Here is a 19,354-nt window from a genome sequence, read left to right on the forward strand (position 1 = left end):
CGCTCCCTTAAAAACCAAGACTGGACAGCAAATCATCGACTTCGTCTTGCCCAGACACTACGTCTTCCCTTATATCGGCATGAATCTGCGGACCTTCACCCTTTTCTGGGGCTTTTTTCGGCTGTACGCCATCGCCGTGCTCGATTCCGGCAAGGCGATCGACCTTCCCGGCCATACGCACCAGACTCACCAGGCTTTCCTCTACATCGTGAACCAGCGTCGTTACACGCTTGATGACCTGGCCAGTCAGATCCTGGTAATCCTGAGCGATCATGATGTCGTTCAGATGGGTCGAGACGGTTGTCGCAGACTGCTCGGTGCGCGTGAGGAATTCTCCGATGCGTCGAGACAGGTCGCGAAATTCATCGGCGGTCATTTGCCGGCGCTGCAGACGCGCCCATTCGAGGCGCAACGCCGCCGCCTCTTCGCCAATCTCGGCGACATGGGGGGTGCTGCTTTCCACCAGATCCATGGTGCGATTGGCAGCCTTGTCGGTGAGCTGCACGACATAGTCGAGACGGTCCGAGGCATCGGAAATCTTCGAGGCTTCGCCGCTGTCGCCCAGCGCGTGGGAGGTGTCGATCTGAAAATTCACGATGGCGTTGTGTAACGCCCGGGTAAGCTGGCCTACCTCGTGATACAGCCCGCGGTCTCGGGCCTGATTGATCGCGTGCACCACCAGCACCGCTTCGCTGAATTGCCCATTTTCTAGATACTCAACGAGCTGTAGTGCATGCTCCTTGAGGGATTGCTCAAACTGTTGAGCAGTCGCCTGGCCGGGATCCTTGCTTAACGCCATCATCTGGTACCCCGGTTGGTTATTTCGGCTGAACGCGCTCGAAAATCTTTTCGATCTTTTCCTTGAGCGCCTGGGCAGTGAATGGCTTGACCACATAACCGCTCACACCTGCCTGGGCGGCCTCGATGATCTGGTCGCGCTTGGCCTCGGCTGTGACCATGAGCACCGGAAGATGCTTCAGACGGTCGTCAGCGCGAACCGCCCTGAGCAGGTCAATACCGCTCATACCGGGCATGTTCCAGTCAGTGACGAGGAAATCGAAATTGCCGCTCTGGAGCATTGGCAAAGCAGTATTGCCGTCATCGGCTTCAGCGGTGTTGGTGAACCCGAGGTCACGCAGCAGGTTCTTGATAATGCGCCTCATCGTCGAAAAATCGTCGACGATGAGAATTTTCATATTCTTGTCCAAGTAAACCTCCGTACAAACCAGAAAAAAGTGCAGGTTCGCACTCTGCTGAATTCATGTCCCTGAGCGAGAAGCGCTCAGCAAGTAAAGCGCGCACCCTAAGCTGACCCGCCGGCAGGCGACACAGCCACGGCTGCGATAGCCGGACCAGAGATCCGGCTATCTATTATTCGTTCTTCCAGGCGACCAGGCGTGCGCGCAACCTGGCGGCGCACTGGGTATGCAGCTGACTCACCCTCGATTCGCTCACGCCCAGCACCGCGCCAATCTCCTTGAGATTCAGCTCTTCGTCGTAGTACAGGGAAAGCACCAGCCGCTCGCGCTCCGGGAGGCCTTCGATGGCCTCGACCAGTGCGCCGCGAAAGCGCTCGTCATGCAATTCGCCCTGGGGCTCACCCTCGGCGTGCACATCCGCCGCCGCACCGGATTCGAGCAGATCCTCGAAGCTGAACAGCTTGCTGCCTGCGGTGTCGCCAAGAATCGCGTAGTAATCCTCAAGGCTCATCTCTAATTCGGCCGCAACCTCATGATCTTTAGCGTCACGTCCGAGCCTGGCCTCCACTGCGCGGATGGCATCACTGACCATGCGCGTATTGCGGTGAACCGATCGGGGCGCCCAGTCGCCTTTACGAACCTCATCCAGCATGGCGCCACGAATGCGGATGCCGGCGTAGGTTTCGAAACTGGCGCCCTTTGAATGGTCGAATTTGCGTGAAGCTTCGAGCAGGCCGATCATGCCCGCCTGCATCAGATCTTCTACCTGCACGCTGGATGGCAAGCGCCCGAGCAAGTGATAGGCAATGCGTTTGACGAGGGGAGCAAACTGTTCGACCAGCAGATCCTGCTGACCCGCTGCACGTTGGGTACGGTTGTACATATAGGCTCCACTGGCGGACGCGATCATGAATCTGCCCCCGATTGCTGGACCAGACGTTCCACAAAGAACTCCAGGTGACCACGCGGGTTAACCGGCAACGGCCAGGCATCAACCTTCTGCGCAATGCCGCGAATGGCCAGCGAGGCCTTGCTTCGCGGGAAGGCGTCAAATACCGCGCGCTGTTTCTGCACCGCTTTGCGTACGGATTCGTCATAGGGCACCGCGCCGACATATTGCAGCGCCACGTCCAGGAACCGATCGGTCACCTTGGTCAGTTTGGCGAAGACAGTGCGGCCTTCCTGCGGCGTATTGACCATGTTGGCCAGCACCCGAAAACGGGTCATGCCATGGTCGCGATTGAGCAGCTTGATCAGCGCATAGGCGTCAGTAATCGAGGTCGGCTCGTCGCACACAACCACCAACACTTCCTGGGCGGCGCGCACGAAGCTCACGACCGAGTCGCCTATTCCGGCAGCGGTGTCGACTATCAACACGTCAATGTTGTCGCCGATGTCACTGAAGGCCTGAATAAGCCCGGCGTGTTGCTGCTGGTTCAGGTTGACCATGCGCGCCGCACCTGATGCGGCGGGAACGATGCGGATGCCGCCGGGGCCGTCAATCAGCACATCCCGCAGGTCACATTTGCCATCAAGCACGTCCGCAAGCGTGGCCTTGGGCTTGATACCCAGGAGCACGTCCACGTTGGCGAGGCCAAGGTCGGCATCGAGCAGTACGACCCGACGCCCCAACGCCGCCAGCGCCATGCTGAGGTTGACGGATACGTTGGTTTTGCCGATCCCGCCCTTGCCGCCGGTGACCGCGATAACCTGAACCGGATGATTGCTGCCCATCTGTGTGGATTACCTTGTAATAAGAATTCGTGTTAGCAAATTTGTAAAAATCGCACCGTGTCTGCTACAGGGCGGCTCACTGACGGAACGCCGGCCTGGTTCGCTTGCTGCATGCCGCCGTGAGGCGAAGTGCGCTAATCACCGGCTCTTAACCTGCATGCAGTATACCTGCAAAGACATTACCCATCGCCTCGTCAGCAGGCGCTTCGCCAGCATGGCTGGCCATGTTCACCGCGCGACTGACCAGCTTGTGTCCGACCGCTTGACAGATGTCGTCCGGAATGCGCTGGCCATCTGCCATATAGGCTACCGGCAAAGCTTGTTCCATAGCCAGACCCAGGGACTCACCCAGCGTGGCAGCCTCATCGATCTTGGTCAGGATACAACCGGACAATCCGCAGGACTTGTAATGATGGTAGGCGGACTTCAACACCTGGTACTGGCTCGTCGCGGCCAGCACCAGCAAGGTCCGCACCCGTTGCCCCTGCGCCGCCAGCTCGTTCAATTGACTACGCAGTTGCGGATCCTGACCTTGCATGCCGGCTGTATCGACCAGCACCATGCGCTTGCCGGCAAACTCCTTGAGCACATCAGTCAGACTGTTCTGCTCATCAACCACCCGCACCGGTACATTCAGAATACGTCCAAGCGTACGCAACTGTTCATGCGCGCCAATCCGGAAGGTATCCATGGTGACCAGCGCAACATGCTGACTGCCGTGTTTGAGCACATACCGTGCTGCCAGCTTGCCGAGACTGGTGGTCTTGCCGGCGCCTGTCGGGCCAACCAGCGCAATCACACCGTTCTGATCGATCAGTTCGTCCCGGATGACCGGAATGCTATGAGACAGATGCGCCAGCAGCATGCGCCAGGCCTGACGGATATCGGTCACATCAGCCACTTTAGCCATCAATTGCTTGCTCAGCCCTGCCGGCAGGCCGAGCTGGGTAAGCCGACGCCACAAGCTGGCCTGATGGGGATTTTGCTGATTGATCTGCCCCCAGGCCATGTTGCCCAGCTGGGTCTCGAGCATTTCACGCAGGCCTGCCAGTTCGGCGCGCATTGCACCGATACCGCTTTCCCCAACCTCTGCTTGTGGAGCTGTGCTCACACGGGCTTGCGGTGGGGCCTCAGCGGCGTGTTCGTTCTGCAGCCGTGCCAGCAGCTGCTGCGCAACGGGCGAGCCCTGCTCAACAGCCTGACGCATGGCTTCGCCGAATAACTGGCGGTTGACCTGGGGGCCGTCTGCAGACTGCCCGCCTTCGGCCAGCTGGGCACGCGCCTTGACGATGCGCTCCTGGGTTTTCTTCAGTTCCTGATCCAGGCCAGGTGTGGGTGGGGTCACGCGAGGCGCCTCATAGTCCAGCGCCGCTGTCAGTTCCACGCCGCCGGCGACCCGGCGGTTAGCGATGATGGAGGCGTCCGCGCCCATTTCGTCGCGCACCAACTTCATCGCCTGACGCATATCAGCGGCAAAGAAACGTTTTACTTTCATGGCTGACCTCACCTGTCCTGGTACTGACTATTCATTGTTGGCCCACCGTCGCAACGATGGTGACCTGCTTGCTGTCCGGTATTTCCTGGTAGGACAGTACATTGGCCGCTGGCGCCGCATAGCGAACGAACTTGGCCATCATCCCGCGGATCGGTCCGGCTACCAGAACGATGGCTGGCTTGCCCTGAACCTCCTGCCGCTGTACCGCATCTGCCAGTGACCGCTGCAGCTTCTCGGCCATGCCCGGCTCGAGCATGACGCCTTCTTCCGCGCCTTGCCCCGCCTTCTGAACACTCTGTAGCAATATCTGTTCCAACCTGGGCTCAAGCGTGATCACAGGGAGCTCGGCGTCAAGCCCTACAATGCTTTGCACGATGGAGCGGGATAATGCGACCCGCACAGCGCCGATCAGGGCGCCAGTATCTTGACTCCGCCCCGACTGGTTGGCGATGGCTTCAGCGATGGTCCGGATGTCACGTACCGGCACCTGTTCTTCCAGCAGACCCTGCAGCACCTTGAGCAGACCAGACAGCGAGATCATCCCGGGCACCAGCTCTTCGGCCAGCTTCGGCGAAGCCTTGGCCAGCACCTGCAGCAGTTGCTGAACCTCTTCGTGACCAATCATCTCGTGGGCATGCTTGTGCAGGATCTGGTTAAGGTGGGTAGCAACCACGGTGCTGGCATCGACCACCGTGTACCCCAGTGACTGGGCCTGATCGCGCTGCATGACCTCAATCCACACCGCCTCCAGGCCAAAGGCCGGATCCTTGCCCGCGATCCCCTTGATCTCACCGAATACCTGACCCGGATTGATCGCCAGCTCCTTGTCCGGATAGACCTCGGCTTCTGCCACCCCGACGCCCATCAGCGTCACGCGGTAGGCATTCGGAGCGAGATCGAGGTTGTCTCGGATGTGTACCGAGGGCATGAGGAAACCCAGATCCTGCGACAGCTTCTTGCGTACACCCTTGATGCGCGCCAGCAACTGCCCACCCTGGTTGCGGTCCACCAGCGGAATAAGGCGATAGCCGACCTCAAGACCGACCATGTCAACCGGCGTCACGTCTTCCCAGCCGAGTTCGCGGGTCTCAGGGCGCTGCGTTGCCGGCACCTGGGATTCCTTGCGCTCTGTTTCGGCAACCTCTTCAAGCTTGGCTTTCTGCTTCTGCGCAATCCAGTACGCACCGGCAGCAGCCAGCGCGCCCAGACTCAGAAAGGACACATGCGGCATGCCTGGGATCAAGCCCATGAGCACCAGAATCGCTGCGGCAATCCCCAGCGCCTTGGGCGAGGCAAACATTTGACGCTGCACCTGCGCGCCCATGTCCTCTGAAGTCGAAACGCGGGTCACCATGATTGCCGCGGCAGTGGACAGCAACAGCGAAGGAATCTGCGCAACCAGGCCATCACCGATGGTCAGAAGCACGTAGATGCGCCCAGCGTCAGCGAACGACAATCCGTGCTGGGCCATGCCGATGGCCAACCCGCCGATGACGTTGATGAACAGAATCATCAAACCGGCTACGGCGTCGCCACGGACAAATTTGCTGGCACCATCCATCGAGCCGTAGAAGTCAGCTTCCTGGGCTACTTCACTGCGGCGTAGCTTGGCCTGCTCCTGATCGATGATGCCGGCATTCAAGTCCGCATCGATGGCCATTTGCTTGCCCGGCATGGCATCCAGGGTAAAGCGTGCGCTCACCTCCGAAATGCGACCAGCGCCTTTGGTGACGACCACGAAGTTGATAATCATCAGGATGGCGAAAACCACCAGACCAACCACATAGTTACCACCGATCACTACTTCGCCGAAGGCCTGAATCACCTTGCCCGCTGCATCTCCACCTTCGTGTCCGTAGAGAAGTACAACCCGGGTCGAGGCTACGTTCAGCGCCAGGCGCAAAAGCGTGGAGACCAGCAGAATGGTCGGGAAGACGGCAAAGTCCAACGGGCGAAGCGCATAGGCGCAGACCAGCAACACCACCAGCGACAGCGCGATGTTGAAGGTAAAAAACACGTCCAGAAGAAACGGCGGCACCGGCAGCATCATCATGCCGAGCATGACCAGCAACAGGATTGGCACGCCGAGGCTGCCATGGCGCAGCCCAGCCAATCCGGTTCGCATGTTGCTCATCATCTGGGAACGATCCACTGCCATGCGCTAGCGCTTCCTGAACAATTAATTGACGCTGAAAAGGGTGTGACAGACCCTTACGCAAGAAGCGTTCCAGTTGAGAACAGTGTCGAGCTTACGGAATATGAACCAACCGACTAAAACCGCGTCCTAGCAGTGATAATGTTGGCTCATGACATCAAAATCACATTCTCGGCAAGGTAGCGACCAAAACGGCATACGCCGACTGGAATAGAGAAAGTAGATGCGCTTAATACCCAAAACAGTACTCGCCTGCGTGACGCTGAGCGTTGCAGGCTGCGTAACCACGCCCGGGCAACAGACACCGTTGTCCAAGCCGGCCGAAGTTATTGCAGAACAGAAACAGAACCTGACGGACTTCATCGATGGAATGAACGCCTCGGAAGAGGCTCGTACGCAGGAAGTAGACAAACTGCTGGCTCAGCCAAGGATCGATCCGCTTACGGATTATCTGGCGGAACGTCCTATTGATCTTCGATATATTCCGCACCGCCAACGCGTCGCCAGGGAACGGGACAAGCGTTGTGACGAGGTCGGTGAACGCTACGCCGATATGGCTCCTACTGTCGAAAACCTGGCCCAGCTGAAGGAGCTATACAGCCACTCCTGCTACGCCCAGGTCAACGCGTTCGAGCGGCGCGTAAATAAAGCCCTCGCCAAGTACAGTCCGGCCCAGTCCTATAGCCCGTTCCCGCCTTTTATGGTCGGTCTCGTTTCGGCAATATCCAAAGTGACGGATCCGCAGCCGGAAGCAAAACAGCCTGACGCCAGGGACGGTTCGAGCAGTCGAGCCGCAGCCAAGCCGCCCGTCAACGAGGCCGGCATGCAGGTCAGCAAGGCCACCGAGCAACCCGCCGGGGCATCCGACAATTCGGCCGCTGCGCGCGCCCCTATTGCCGAAACACGTACAGCCTCTACAAGCACCACTGAAACGGTAGCGCGCGCCGCCGAAGCACCGCCATCTGCCACATCTGAAACGGAACGCAAACAGGCCGGGGCTGAATCCGCTGCATCCAGGCCGCAGGTGGCAGCTGCCACTCAGCCCGCGCCAGCACCTGCACCAGCCACCACCGCAGCGCCCGCCGCAAAGCCCGCGTCAACATCCAAACCCGGCTCTACGCTCGACAAGGATAGCCGCAAACACGCCAATAACTGCTACCTGCTGTTCGCCATCCGTAACTATCAGGAGGCGCACGGCGCCTGCCTGTCGGCTGCCCGTGCCGGCGATGCCAAGTCGCAGCATCATATCGCCTCGCTGGCACGTATCAGTAATGAAGCCGATGCTGCTGTTCATTGGTCAAAGTTGTCCGCCGAGCAGGGGTATGGTCCCGGCCAGCTATTGCTGGCTGATCTTTATACCAAGGGTGAAGGCGCGGTACGCGACGAGGCGCGCGCGCTTGAGCTGGTTGAACAGGCCGCAAGCCAGGGCCTGGCCGAAGCGCGTTTCCGCGCCGGCCAGGCTTACCTACAAGGCAAGGGCACGGAACCTGACCAGGCCAGGGCACTACAACACCTTGAGCAAGCTGCAGCGCAGAACCATCTGGCAGCCCAGCTGGCCCTGGCCGAGCAGTACAGCTCCGGTGCACAACCCAATGCCAGCAAATCCAGAGAGTGGCTCAAGCGAGCCGCTGCCCAACAATCTGCCGAGGCACAGTACACACTCGGTCTGAGCTACGCCCAGGGTACCCCTGACGGCCAGGAAGCGCTTGAAGCGTACGTCTGGCTCAGCAAAGCCCTGCTCAATGGCGAAACCCGCGCGCGGTCCCACCTTGAGCGGATCGCCAGATCCCTGACACCCGAGCAACTCCAGCTCGGGCAACAACGAGTCCAGTCGGACATGCGAGGCAGACGTTCGTGAGAGTCGAAGGAATGACTCCGGTCAAACGGTCCATCATGATAGTTCTCGGGCTTTTGGTCGGCCTTTTCATCATCGGCATGTGGCTCATGTCCAGCCTCAACCTGGACTTTGCCCAGAAAACCATGTCGCAACTGCGCCAGCATCAGATCGCTGACACCTTCCATGCCAATCTGGACCGTATCAATGCACATCACCGGTTGATGGAGCAGAACACCCGCGAGCTGGCGCGCATGGGGCAGCTTTTCGGCAAACAGCAATCCCTGACCGGCCGGCATAACAAGCAGGAATTGGAAGAAGCCCTGGCGCAGACGCTGAATGATGTCGAGGGCGTGAGCGGTGGCGGAATCTGGTTTGCTCCTGACGCCTACCAGCCGGGGCCTTTCGCCGTTTACGGTTTTAAGGTCGGGGATCAGCTGGAAGTGGTAAGCGATGATATCAACTATGCCGAGCGCGACTGGTATGCGCAGATCGAGCCTCCCAATGAGCGTATCTGGGATATGGGAACTCGATTCTACTGGAGCCCCGCCTATTACCACTCAAGCACGGACAAGGTTGTAGTCAGCCTCAGCACGCCGATACGCGATGAACAGCAGCAGGTCATTGGCCTGGCATCCACCGACTGGCGAGCAGATGAGATCATCCGCATGGTCAGCCGCGTGGAAGTCACACCCGGCACCTTCTCCTTCCTGATCGACTCCGACAATCGCAACCTGTCCAGCCTGTCCCGCGCCGATGATGTACGCCGCGCACAACAGCTGATGGACGCCATTTCACGCAGCGAACTACACAAGCAAACCAACAAGATCCAGCCGCCGGATATTCTTTCCAGCCCCTTGATCGCCTCTCCGATGCAGCGCATGACGCTGACGGTGAACGATGAACCCTACGCACTGTTCTTTTCGGAGACCGTCGCGGGTATGGTGTTCGGTATCGGCGTGCCCAAGGCAGAAATAGATGCCGCCATGACACCCATGCGCGAGCGCAATCTGCGTATCGCAGCGATCATCGGCATTATTTTCCTGATACTCGCCGGGCTGGTGCTCTATATCATCGCCGGCACGCTGCGCCAGCTGAGCAATCTGTATACCGACTCACTGACCAGGATGCCGAACCGGGAAAAGTTGCTTGAGGACCTGCGCAAGACCGACTCAGCCGCCCTGCTGCTACTCAATCTGGATGCGTTCAAGCAGGTCAATGATTTTTACGGCCACGAGTGCGGCGACCACGTCATCATCAAACTGGCTGAAGCTTTGCAACGTTTCATGACGAGCCGGGCCGCCTGGCGCAATTGTCAGCTGTACAGCATGCCTGGGGATGAGATGGCGATCGTTATCCCCGGGCACCACGCCCCCGCCTCGCTGCCGCCACGTCTGGAAGAGGTGGCCAAGTTCATCACGCTGATGGATATCACCTGGCAAGGCCATGATATCCCCCTGAACGCTACTATCGGCGCGGCCAGCACGGTACAGCCTGACAATTCACGGATGAACGGCGAACAGTTGCTGCCCTCTGCAAGCATGGCGCTCAAACTGGCCCGTCTCAGCCGCGTCAGCCACTTCGTTTATGATCCGGCTAACCGGGTACGTGAAGGCTATGAGCAGAACCTGATCTGGGCCAATCGCCTGAAGAACGCTCTCGACGAAGGCCGCATCGTTCCGTTCTTTCAGCCGATCCTCGATGTCCGCAGCGGGCGCATCGACAAATTTGAATGCCTCGCGCGGATGATTGACCTCAACGGGCACGCGGTCAGCCCTGAACAATTCCTGCCGATTGCCAAGAAGATTCGCCTGTACCGATTCATCACCCGGGCAATGATCGAACAGTGCTTCCAGCGTTTCGCCAACTGCCGATACGATTTTTCGGTCAACCTGTGCTGTGAGGATCTGCTCGACGCTGAGCTCACCTCGTTCATCCTCGAACAACTGGACGGGAACGAACTGGCTAACCGGGTCATTTTTGAGATTCTGGAATCCCAGGGGATCGAAAACTACAGCCAGGTTCGGGAGTTCATCGACAAGGTGAAAGCCATGGGTGCACGCATCGCGATCGATGATTTCGGCACGGGCTACTCCAACTTTGAACACCTGCTGCGTCTGAATATCGATCTGATAAAAATTGACGGCAGCCTGATCAGCCGTCTCGACGACAGCGAAGATGCGCTGACCCTCACCCGAGGCATCGTTCAGTCGGCCAGGGAAATGGGCGTTCACACCGTGGCGGAATACGTGCACAGCCCTGAAGTGCTGGAGCAGGTTCAGGCATTGGGAATCGACTATGCACAGGGCGCCTATATCGGGATGCCCGCCGGCGTATTGATCACCGAGGTGGAGCTGGTCTAGCGCGCCGGAACCTTGAGCCGCAGAGGGATCCAAGCATTGATGGCAGCGTCCGGCAGTCCTATGCTCGGCGCCACTGAAATGCAGGAGTAGCGTATGCCTTCCCCCGTCGTGCCGTTGTCGATCCTGGATCTGTGTCCTGTTCCCGAAGGTTCTGGACCAAGGCAAGCGCTTCACAACAGCCTGGCGTTGGCCAGATATGCAGAACAGCAAGGCTATAACCGTTTCTGGGTGGCCGAACACCACAACATGACGGGTATTGCCAGTGCTGCCACCTCAGTGGTCATGGGTTATCTGGCAGCCGGTACCGAGCGCATACGCATTGGATCCGGCGGCATCATGTTGCCTAACCACGCTCCGCTGCAGATCGCCGAACAGTTTGGCACCCTTGAGTCACTCTACCCCGGCAGGATCGATCTCGGGCTGGGGCGCGCGCCGGGCAGCGACCAGGTAGCCGCCCAGGCGCTGCGACGTGGCCGTGGAGACGGCAGTGACTTTCCCGAATTACTCGATCAGCTACGCCAGCTGTTCGCCGAACCCGAGCCGGGCCAGCGCCTGCGAGCAGTACCGGGCGCAGGGCTCAAGGTTCCAATCTGGCTGCTGGGCTCCAGCACTTTCAGCGCGCAGCTGGCAGCACAACTGGGTTTACCGTTCGCCTTCGCCGGACAATTCTCACCCGACTACATGCACGCCGCGTTTCGCACCTACCGCCAACATTTCGAGCCGTCGGAAACTCTCGACAAACCTCACTTGATGCTGGGCATCAATGCCTATGTTGCCTCCAGCAAGGAGCAGGCGCATAGGCTTTCGACCTCTCATCAGCAGTCCTTTCTGAACCTGATACGTGGTCGCCCCGGTCCTTTGCCGCCACCGGTTGAAGACATGGAAGCCCTCTGGCAACCGCACGAAAAACACAGCGTTCTTTCTACGCTGGCTGGCACCTTGGTGGGTGACGAAGCAACCGTTGGGCAGCAATTGGACGAGCTGCTGGAGCGCACGCAGGTTGATGAGCTGATTGTGGCCAGCGCAATTTATGACCAGACGCTGCGACACGACAGCTACCAGCGCCTGATGCAGATAGCCTCGGCCCGTTAAGGTATCGGCCTCGAACTTTTGAACCGGCACCCTTTCCATATCCCTATCGACGGCGCTGACAGGGGTATCTGATGCAATCCATTCCACGCGACGACACCTTTGACGTTTCTCTGGCGCTACTGAAGGACGGTTACCGCTTTATCTCGAGACGCTGCGCCCAACACAATACCGATGCCTTCCACACGCGCATCATGCTCCGACCGGTCACCTGCGTCATGGGTGAAGATGCAGCCCGCATGTTCTACGAGCCGGGACGCTTCACCCGCAAGATGGCTATGCCGCCGATGACGCTGATGTCGCTGCAGGACACCGGCAGCGTGATGACCTTGGACGGCGCAGCGCATGAGCATCGCAAGAAGATGTTCATGTCATTGATGGGCCCGGATAGCCTCGGTGAGATTGTTTCGCTGTTTGAGCGCTACTGGCGCGACCGTTTGTCAGTATGGGCGCAACGTCCCGGCATTACTCTGCATCATGAATCCGAAGAGATAATCTGCCGCGCAGTGTGCGAATGGGCAGGTATAGCGTTGCCGGACGCTGAGGTTCGCGATAGAACCCGTGAGCTGTCCGCGATGATCGAGGGAGCCGGGGCAATTGGCCCGCGCAACTGGAAAGGTCTGGCGCTGCGCGCCCGCACCGAACGCTGGGCACGGGATCTGATCGATCAGGTACGCGCGGTGCCCTCCTCCGAAGAGCCTGATAGACCTATCGAAATCCTTGCCCGGCATCGAGCGTCCAATGGCGAATTACTGAGCACAAAGGTCGCCGCCGTCGAATTGCTCAACCTGCTCAGACCCACAGTCGCCGTCGCTCGCTATGTGACCTTCATAGCGCTGGCGTTACATCGCCATCCTGAGTACCGCGATAAACTGCTGCAGGATGAAGAGCGCTGGCTGAAGCCCTTTGTCCAGGAGGTGCGGCGGTTCTATCCTTTTTTCCCGATCATAGCCGGCAACGCCACCCAGGCTTTTGACTGGCACGGTGAGCATTTCAGCAAAGGCAGCTGGGTCGTTCTGGATATCTACGGCACCAACCATGATCCGCGCAGCTGGGATCAACCCACGCGTTTTCTACCTGAACGTTTCGAGCAGTGGGACGAGAGCCCTCACAACTTTCTACCCCAGGGGGGCGGCGAGTTCTTATCCGGGCATCGCTGCGCAGGGGAATGGATGACTATAGAACTAATGAAGTCCGCAACCAGGCTGCTGACGAAGGGTATGAGCTATGAAGTCGTGCCTCAGGATCTATCCATTGACATGTCTCGCATGCCGGCCATTCCCGAAAGTCGATTCATCATCCGCCAGATCAAGCGAACCGATTGACCTGGCGCAACAGGGCCTACCCGAAAATAACTGCCAAAGGTATTTGCCGAGCCCCCAACAACTGCATAGAATGCGCAGCACGCGGGTGTAGCTCAATGGTAGAGCAGAAGCTTCCCAAGCTTACGACGAGGGTTCGATTCCCTTCACCCGCTCCATTCCCGCATTGTTCGATTCAATATCCCTGACGCCGCATTTAATTTCCCGCAGACGCTGCATTGCGTTGCTATTGGCACTCCCCTGCACGGCGTAAACCTCTAAACCCCTACACGCGTTCTCTCTCGCCTTTTCGCAGAACTACGTCACGGTTCTAGCAAGCCGCCTCAGGTAGCATCGCTTTTATATCAGGGAAACCGGGGCGGACATATGAAGCCGACCAGAACATTCAGGGATGACATCAACGGTCTGCGCGCATGGGCGGTCGTCTCGGTCATACTGTTTCACTTCCACGTGCCCGGATTTGCTGGCGGCTTCGTAGGGGTTGATATCTTCTTCGTGATTTCGGGTTTTCTGATGACCGGAATCATCATCCGCGGGCTGGAAGAGCCCCGCTCAGAGACCAGCAATTCCTTTTCGTTGATAGGTTTTTATCTGGCCAGGGGCGTCAGGATTATTCCAGCTTTGCTGGTTCTGTGTTTAGCGCTCCTCGCTATTGGCTGGTTTTTCCTGCCAGCTATCGAATACCGATCCCTCGGGGTTCATTCAACCTCCGCAGTGGGGTTTCTATCCAACTTCAAGTTCTGGGCTGAAGCGGGGTACTTCGACACCGCCTCGCATGAAAAATGGTTTCTACATACCTGGTCGCTGTCAGTTGAGTGGCAGTTCTACCTGATATTGCCACTTGTCCTTATGCTGGTCTGGAAGCTTGCTCCTGGCAGAAAGGCAGCCACCCTCGCGGCATTGGCGCTTGTTATCCTTTCGCTGGCGCTATCCGTCTTCATTTCCGACACCCACCCAGGCGCGGCCTTCTACCTGCTTCCCACCCGCGCCTGGGAAATGCTGGCGGGAGGACTGGTCTTTCTTTTGGCGGACCGGCTGTCGCTCGCTGAGCGGGCCCGCCAATGGCTATACGGTGCGGGCTTCGGCTTCATCGTGCTGTCGATTGCGGCATTTGATTCCACTACGGTCTGGCCAGGCTAGAAAGCATTGCTACCTGTACTAGGGACCGCGATGGTGCTGGTCGCCGCACGACAAAAGGCGTTGCTATCCGGCCACGTAGTGATTCAGCGGATAGGCGATTGGTCCTATTCCCTGTATCTGTGGCATTGGCCCCTTGCTGTCGCGCTCGTTTATCTAGGTTTACAGGGCGATACCATCGCCATCCTCTGCAGTCTGATCCTCACGTTCTTGTTGGGCTGGCTGTCATTCAGGTTGGTGGAAGGTCCCACACGGTCACGGTTGAAGATGCCCGTGACGGCGACCACAAGCGTACTGGCATGCGCGGCAGCGCTCGCAGCCGCGCCGGGCGTCGGTATCTATTTGCAGAACGGCGTGCCTGGTCGGCTATCTGCCGAGGTCGAAGGCATATTCGCCGAAGCCGAGAACAGGAATCCGCGCATGGAAGAATGCCATGCCGTAGACGGACGAAACGTCCCCGGCTGTACCTACGGAGGGGACACGCTCGGAGCCATTGTCATCGGCGACAGCCATGCCGCTTCCGTCGTTCGCTCGGTCGAGAAGGCTCTGCCCTCCGAGCAGCTGCACGTACTGGACTGGACGCTCAACACCTGCCAGACGATACGGGGACTGAAGAAGGCTAACGATCCCGACTTTCCCTGCGAGGCGTTTATCGAACAGGCGTTATTGCTGAACGCTGATATTGAGCCGCACGTCCCGCTGATTATCGTAAACAGGCTCTCAGGCCTGCTTTTCGGGCAGAACGAAGGGCCTGGCCCCGGTATTCAGCCGCCCAGTAAATACCTGTCAGAACTTCGAACGGCCCGGGACGAAACCTATAGAAACGAAATGAAGGAGAGCTTCGTTCAAACCGTATGTGAGTTCAGCAAAACCAGGGACGTGTTCATTCTGGGCCCTATTCCCGAGTTGATACTGGACGTGCCAAAAACAATGGGCAGGGCCGCTCAGCTAGGCAAGCCCACGCGAGTAAGCATCACGACTCAGGATTATCTGCAAAGGCATCAGTTTGCTCTGGACACCCTGGGGCAGGCAGTCGAAAAATGTAACGCCCAGGTCCTTGATCCCACCCCCTTTCTCTGCGATGAGATCGCCTGTTATGGCGATGAAAACGGTCTGCCACTTTATTATGACGACGACCATCTGAATGAGCGGGGCGGGAATCGTCTGATTCCCTTATTCGAAAGGGTATTTGCGAAACCGACTGACAGCCACGTACAGGCCAGCGTTGGGCAGGACCCATAAAGCTGCACGCTCCTTCTGCACCGCCTGCCGGACTGTGGTTGCATTTATTCTGCAATGGCTTATGGTTGCGTCCTGCGTCATCTGCACCACGGAGTGCCAATGCGAAACAGTCATCAGATCACCTACAAAGCACCCTTCACCTTTCTGGCCTGAGCCGGGGCGGTCAGCCGTACCCGGCGGTTAATCTCAACGTTTTGAAAGCGGCATCTTCAGCCGCGGTATTGTTGCGTCCAGGAGTTCACATGACGTTGCATAAGTACGCTTCCCCATCGCCACAGTCGTCATTCAATCACAGCATTCGCTGGTCGATGATTGGTCCGAGAGAGCTGGCCATGGTCATTGGCAAACTGGATCAGCTTGATCATGACCGTCCCGGTAGTTTGCAGCGCAAAGCTCAGATTGGCAGCCAGCTCAAACTGCTGGATATGGAAAATGACAGCTTTCTCGAAGTGGAGCTGACAGGCCATGGTGAGAGTGATGCCGGGGGCGGCCGCATCTCGATATTTTCTCCGGTCGGCTCGGTACTGCTCTGTAGCGAGCCAGGCCAGGTCGTCTCTCTTCCGAGTTATTGCGGAGGGTTTCGCCTGCTGGTTGTGGAAGTGAGACAGCCGCCAGAATAAAGCGCTGAGCATCAGTCCGGGCATTCATGACCGGACTGACGCCAGCTGAGCGTTCAAGGCACTCAGGCAGACAGCTCCTCCAGCGGGCCAAAGAACTCATAACGCTGGTTCTCCGCCGGCACACCCAATTCGTTCAGCAGCTTGCGACAGGTTTGCATGAACGGCTTGGGCCCGAGGAAATAAACATCCATATCCGGGTCGCTGGGCAGCATCTTGCTTAGCTTGTCGAGGTCAAAGAACCCCGTAGCGTGCGCCTGGTCATCCGGCAACGGATCGCTGTAGACATAGTGCACATTGAGGTTGTCGTGCTGCGCGGCCAGCGCATCTACATGATCGCGAAACGCATGATGGCGACTGTTCAGCGCGCCATGCAGGAAATGGACTTCCCGACCACTCTCGAGCGCCGGCTGCAGCATGCTGACTGCTGGCGTGATGCCGACCCCGCCCGTCAGCAGTACCAGCGGCCGTTTCTGCTGGTTGAGTACGAAGTCGCCGCTCGGTGCAGTCAGCCTGATGGTGTCGCCAACCTGTATGTGTTCGTGCAGATAGTTGGACACATGCCCGTCGGCTTCGCGCTTGACGCTGATACGGTAATGGCCAACACCGGGCCGATCAGAAAGTGAATAGTTACGACGCAGGCTTCGCCCGTTCACGTCCACGATCACACAGGTGAACTGCCCGGGGATGAATTCCATCAGCGGGCCGTCATCCGTCGGAACCAGGTAGAACGAAGTGATGACTTCACTTTCCTTCTCCTTGCGCTCAACGGTGAAGCTGCGTTCACCACGCCAGCCCCCGGCCTTGTGCTCGTTCTGCTGATAGCGCTGCTCTTCGGCAACTATGAAAATCTCTGCCAACTGTCCATAGGCTTCACCCCAGGCCTGCAAGACTTCATCGGTGGCAGCTTCGCCCAGAACTTCCTTGATTGCGGCCAATAGACACTCGCCGACGATAGGATAGTGGTCCGGCTGGATATTCAGCGATACGTGCTTTTGCACGATCAGCGATACCGCATCGCCAAGTGCTTCCAGACGGTCGAGGTTGGCTGCGTAAGCGACTACGGCATTGGCCAGTGCCTGGGGCTGAGTGCCCTGACGCTGGTGCGCTTCATTGAAATAGTCCTTGACCGACGGGTAACGCTCGAACATGAGCGGATAAAAGACCGATGTGATGGTACTGGCGTGCTCCTGCACCGCCGGGAGGGTGGCTGCGATGATGTCTTTACTGTGTTGTGACAGCATGGTCTCTCTCTAGGCTGATTAGTTGTAAGAGCGTTAGAGCCGTAGCGCTCGGCTTGTGCCGCTGACAGTCGGCCTGCCGACGCGGCAGCTGCTCAGGACTCTTGCGTCCAAAGAGCGTTAGAGCCGTAGCGCTCGGCTTGTGCCGCTGACAGTCGGCCTGCCGACGCGGCAGCTGCTCAGGACTCTTGCGTCCAAAGAGAAGGATGAAAGCACTTACCGTGCCAGCTAAAACCACGCAGATTTGCACGGCTCGCACGCCGTGTTGTCCATAGAACAACGCATCATCCAAGTTGAAAAGACTACGGGCGTGTCCTTATGACAACAGATATCCCATACCCGTTGCTGCAGGTGATTGCCGATCTTGCGCAGCATCACCCGCCCGCCCGACGGTTTCAGCGATTTCTCGAAGCTATTCGGCAAGCGCTGCCCTGCAACGCCGTAGCTTTGCTGCAACTGCGCGGGGCCGCGCTTGTTCCCCAGGCAGTCGACGGGCTGAGCACCGACACCCTTGGCCGTCATTTCATGGTCGACTCCCACCCACGGCTGGCAAAGATTCTGCTCAGTCATGAGCCGGTCCGCTTTCCGTCCGACTCAGGTTTGCCCGACCCCTATGACGGACTCCTGAGCGAAGTAACAGGCGATCTACATGTCCATGACTGCCTGGGCGTTGCGCTATGTCTGGATCATGCGCCCTGGGGCGTACTGACCCTCGATGCCCTGAGCCCGGACGCGTTTGATGCAATAGAGCCCAGCACACTGCGGTTCATCGCACGCTTGGCAGAAGCAGTAGTGCATGTCGCCGAGCTCACAAACCAGCTTCAGACGCGTGCCGAACGTCATCAGCTGATGACCCAGGCGCTGGTGTCGGAACACAGCCCGCAGGAGCTGATTGGCCGCAGCAAGGCGATGCAACAGCTTGAGCAGGAAATCGAGATGGTTGCCCAATCAGATCTCGCTGTGCTGATTACCGGCGAAACCGGCGTTGGCAAGGAACTGGTTGCCCGACGTCTGCATGCCCTTTCCACCCGCACGCAAGCACCACTGATCTACGTGAACTGCGCTGCATTACCGGAGAACCTGGTTGAGAGCGAACTCTTCGGGCATACCAAGGGGGCGTTCTCCGGGGCAGTGCAAAACCGGGTGGGCAAGTTCGAGCTGGCGCACGGCGGCACGCTGTTCCTCGACGAGATCGGCGAACTGCCGCTTACAGTTCAGCCAAAATTGCTGCGCGCCTTGCAGAGCGGTGAGATTCAACGCGTCGGTAGCGACAGTCACCTGCAAGCGGACGTGCGTATCGTTGCAGCGACCAACCGGGATTTGCACAGAGAAGTAGCGGAAGGACGTTTCCGCGCCGACCTCTATCACCGGCTCAGCGTGTACCCGATCGAAGTCCCCAGTTTGCGCAGCAGGCAGAAGGATGTGTTGCTGCTAGCAGGGCACTTTCTCGAACAGAACAGGCGACGCATTGGTTTACGTGGCCTACGGCTCGACCCGTCGGCAAGGGATGCCCTGCTCGCCTACCCCTGGCCGGGCAACGTACGCGAGCTGGAGCACGTGATCAGCCGTGCGGTGCTCAAGGTTCAGGCGCAGGCAGGCGACACCCGCCGCCTGTTGAGCATAACGGCCGATTTGCTGGATCTCGGCGCCCCCGGCTCGCTTGCACTCGCTCAGTCACCATCCGCCGTGTCCGGCTCAACCACAGCGGCCATTGAGCCGGACCTGACGCTGCGCCAGGCAACCGACCGGTTCCAGGTCGAAGTGATTCGAAATGCATTGGCGCGTCACGATAATAATCAGGCGCGAGCTGCACGGGAGCTGGGAATGGACCGGGGCAATTTCGCCCGTTTGAAGAAAAGACTGGGTATATGACCTACGCCAGCTCGGCGCGTCACGCGGACGCCATCGCGACGGCGTCCGCGCGAT

At 58.6% G+C, this 19,354-nt stretch carries 15 protein-coding genes and 1 tRNA gene; 9 read left to right on the top strand and 7 right to left on the bottom strand.

Annotated elements, in window-relative coordinates; all coding sequences use genetic code 11:
• Positions 1–7: 7 nt before the first annotated feature.
• The 6 genes from HG264_RS07330 to flhA all read right to left on the bottom strand — a co-directional run bounded on the left by HG264_RS07330 (position 8) and on the right by flhA (position 6,580).
• The gene (locus HG264_RS07330; RefSeq protein WP_169409047.1) at positions 8–799 is read right to left on the bottom strand and encodes a protein phosphatase CheZ; all 792 of its coding nucleotides are present in this window, start codon (positions 797–799) and stop codon (positions 8–10) included.
• A gap of 19 nt (positions 800–818) precedes the next feature.
• Positions 819–1,196: a chemotaxis response regulator CheY gene (locus HG264_RS07335; protein WP_178101012.1), complete on the bottom strand. Its 378-nt coding sequence runs from the start codon at positions 1,194–1,196 to the stop codon at positions 819–821.
• A gap of 175 nt (positions 1,197–1,371) precedes the next feature.
• Positions 1,372–2,106 carry an RNA polymerase sigma factor FliA gene (locus HG264_RS07340; protein ID WP_169409048.1) on the bottom strand — a complete coding sequence of 245 codons (735 nt, stop codon included), beginning with the start codon at positions 2,104–2,106 and terminating at the stop codon, positions 1,372–1,374.
• Positions 2,106–2,933, bottom strand: a complete 828-nt coding sequence (fleN, locus tag HG264_RS07345) for a flagellar synthesis regulator FleN (protein WP_169407052.1) — start codon at positions 2,931–2,933, stop codon at positions 2,106–2,108. Before fleN ends, HG264_RS07340 begins: the two co-directional genes overlap by 1 nt.
• Before the next feature lie 148 nt (positions 2,934–3,081).
• Entirely contained in the window at positions 3,082–4,428 is a 1,347-nt protein-coding gene (gene flhF / locus HG264_RS07350; protein WP_169407053.1) for a flagellar biosynthesis protein FlhF, read from the bottom strand.
• A 31-nt stretch (positions 4,429–4,459) separates the two neighbouring features.
• Positions 4,460–6,580: a flagellar biosynthesis protein FlhA gene (gene flhA / locus HG264_RS07355; protein ID WP_169409049.1), complete on the bottom strand. Its 2,121-nt coding sequence runs from the start codon at positions 6,578–6,580 to the stop codon at positions 4,460–4,462.
• Positions 6,581–6,806: 226 nt separating this feature from the next.
• On the opposite strand from flhA, the gene HG264_RS07360 reads away from it, so the two are divergent.
• From HG264_RS07360 to HG264_RS07395, 8 genes are all read left to right on the top strand, one after another.
• Positions 6,807–8,441, top strand: coding sequence for a tetratricopeptide repeat protein (locus tag HG264_RS07360; protein ID WP_169407054.1), 1,635 nt, complete (start codon positions 6,807–6,809; stop codon positions 8,439–8,441).
• On the top strand, positions 8,438–10,780 hold the full coding sequence (locus HG264_RS07365) for an EAL domain-containing protein (RefSeq protein WP_169407055.1): 2,343 nt from the start codon (positions 8,438–8,440) through the stop codon (positions 10,778–10,780). Before HG264_RS07360 ends, HG264_RS07365 begins: the two co-directional genes overlap by 4 nt.
• A gap of 93 nt (positions 10,781–10,873) precedes the next feature.
• Positions 10,874–11,872, top strand: coding sequence for an LLM class flavin-dependent oxidoreductase (locus tag HG264_RS07370; protein ID WP_169407056.1), 999 nt, complete (start codon positions 10,874–10,876; stop codon positions 11,870–11,872).
• Between the two features lie 71 nt (positions 11,873–11,943).
• A complete protein-coding gene (locus HG264_RS07375) occupies positions 11,944–13,194 on the top strand; it encodes a cytochrome P450 (protein ID WP_169407057.1) in 1,251 nt (416 codons plus the stop codon).
• Positions 13,195–13,275: 81 nt separating this feature from the next.
• A tRNA-Gly gene (locus tag HG264_RS07380) sits at positions 13,276–13,349 on the top strand.
• Positions 13,350–13,557: 208 nt separating this feature from the next.
• Positions 13,558–14,331, top strand: a complete 774-nt coding sequence (locus HG264_RS07385) for an acyltransferase (RefSeq protein WP_169407058.1) — start codon at positions 13,558–13,560, stop codon at positions 14,329–14,331.
• A gap of 6 nt (positions 14,332–14,337) precedes the next feature.
• Positions 14,338–15,570 (top strand): acyltransferase family protein, encoded by a 1,233-nt coding sequence (locus tag HG264_RS07390; protein WP_169407059.1) that lies wholly within the window; start codon positions 14,338–14,340, stop codon positions 15,568–15,570.
• Between the two features lie 242 nt (positions 15,571–15,812).
• Complete coding sequence (locus HG264_RS07395) at positions 15,813–16,190, top strand: GreA/GreB family elongation factor (RefSeq protein WP_169407060.1); 378 nt, start codon at positions 15,813–15,815, stop codon at positions 16,188–16,190.
• Between the two features lie 62 nt (positions 16,191–16,252).
• On the opposite strand, the gene hmpA is transcribed toward HG264_RS07395, so the two are convergent.
• On the bottom strand, positions 16,253–17,431 hold the full coding sequence (gene hmpA, locus HG264_RS07400; protein WP_169407061.1) for an NO-inducible flavohemoprotein: 1,179 nt from the start codon (positions 17,429–17,431) through the stop codon (positions 16,253–16,255).
• Between the two features lie 315 nt (positions 17,432–17,746).
• Between hmpA and norR the strand changes: the two genes are divergently transcribed.
• Positions 17,747–19,300 carry a nitric oxide reductase transcriptional regulator NorR gene (gene norR / locus HG264_RS07405; protein ID WP_169407062.1) on the top strand — a complete coding sequence of 518 codons (1,554 nt, stop codon included), beginning with the start codon at positions 17,747–17,749 and terminating at the stop codon, positions 19,298–19,300.
• Positions 19,301–19,354 lie beyond the last annotated feature (54 nt).

The organism is Pseudomonas sp. gcc21, from assembly GCF_012844345.1.
Taxonomy (GTDB): domain Bacteria; phylum Pseudomonadota; class Gammaproteobacteria; order Pseudomonadales; family Pseudomonadaceae; genus Halopseudomonas.

Bases quoted from the DNA above. Each gene is read 5' to 3' on its own strand.
- norR (WP_169407062.1), top strand. From the start codon at position 17,747: ATGACAACAGATATCCCATACCCGTTGCTGCAGGTGATTGCCGATCTT.
- HG264_RS07330 (WP_169409047.1), bottom strand. From the start codon at position 799: ATGGCGTTAAGCAAGGATCCCGGCCAGGCGACTGCTCAACAGTTTGAG.
- hmpA (WP_169407061.1), bottom strand. From the start codon at position 17,431: ATGCTGTCACAACACAGTAAAGACATCATCGCAGCCACCCTCCCGGCG.
- HG264_RS07385 (WP_169407058.1), top strand. From the start codon at position 13,558: ATGAAGCCGACCAGAACATTCAGGGATGACATCAACGGTCTGCGCGCA.
- HG264_RS07335 (WP_178101012.1), bottom strand. From the start codon at position 1,196: ATGAAAATTCTCATCGTCGACGATTTTTCGACGATGAGGCGCATTATC.
- HG264_RS07370 (WP_169407056.1), top strand. From the start codon at position 10,874: ATGCCTTCCCCCGTCGTGCCGTTGTCGATCCTGGATCTGTGTCCTGTT.
- HG264_RS07395 (WP_169407060.1), top strand. From the start codon at position 15,813: ATGACGTTGCATAAGTACGCTTCCCCATCGCCACAGTCGTCATTCAAT.
- fleN (WP_169407052.1), bottom strand. From the start codon at position 2,933: ATGGGCAGCAATCATCCGGTTCAGGTTATCGCGGTCACCGGCGGCAAG.
- HG264_RS07375 (WP_169407057.1), top strand. From the start codon at position 11,944: ATGCAATCCATTCCACGCGACGACACCTTTGACGTTTCTCTGGCGCTA.
- flhF (WP_169407053.1), bottom strand. From the start codon at position 4,428: ATGAAAGTAAAACGTTTCTTTGCCGCTGATATGCGTCAGGCGATGAAG.
- HG264_RS07360 (WP_169407054.1), top strand. From the start codon at position 6,807: ATGCGCTTAATACCCAAAACAGTACTCGCCTGCGTGACGCTGAGCGTT.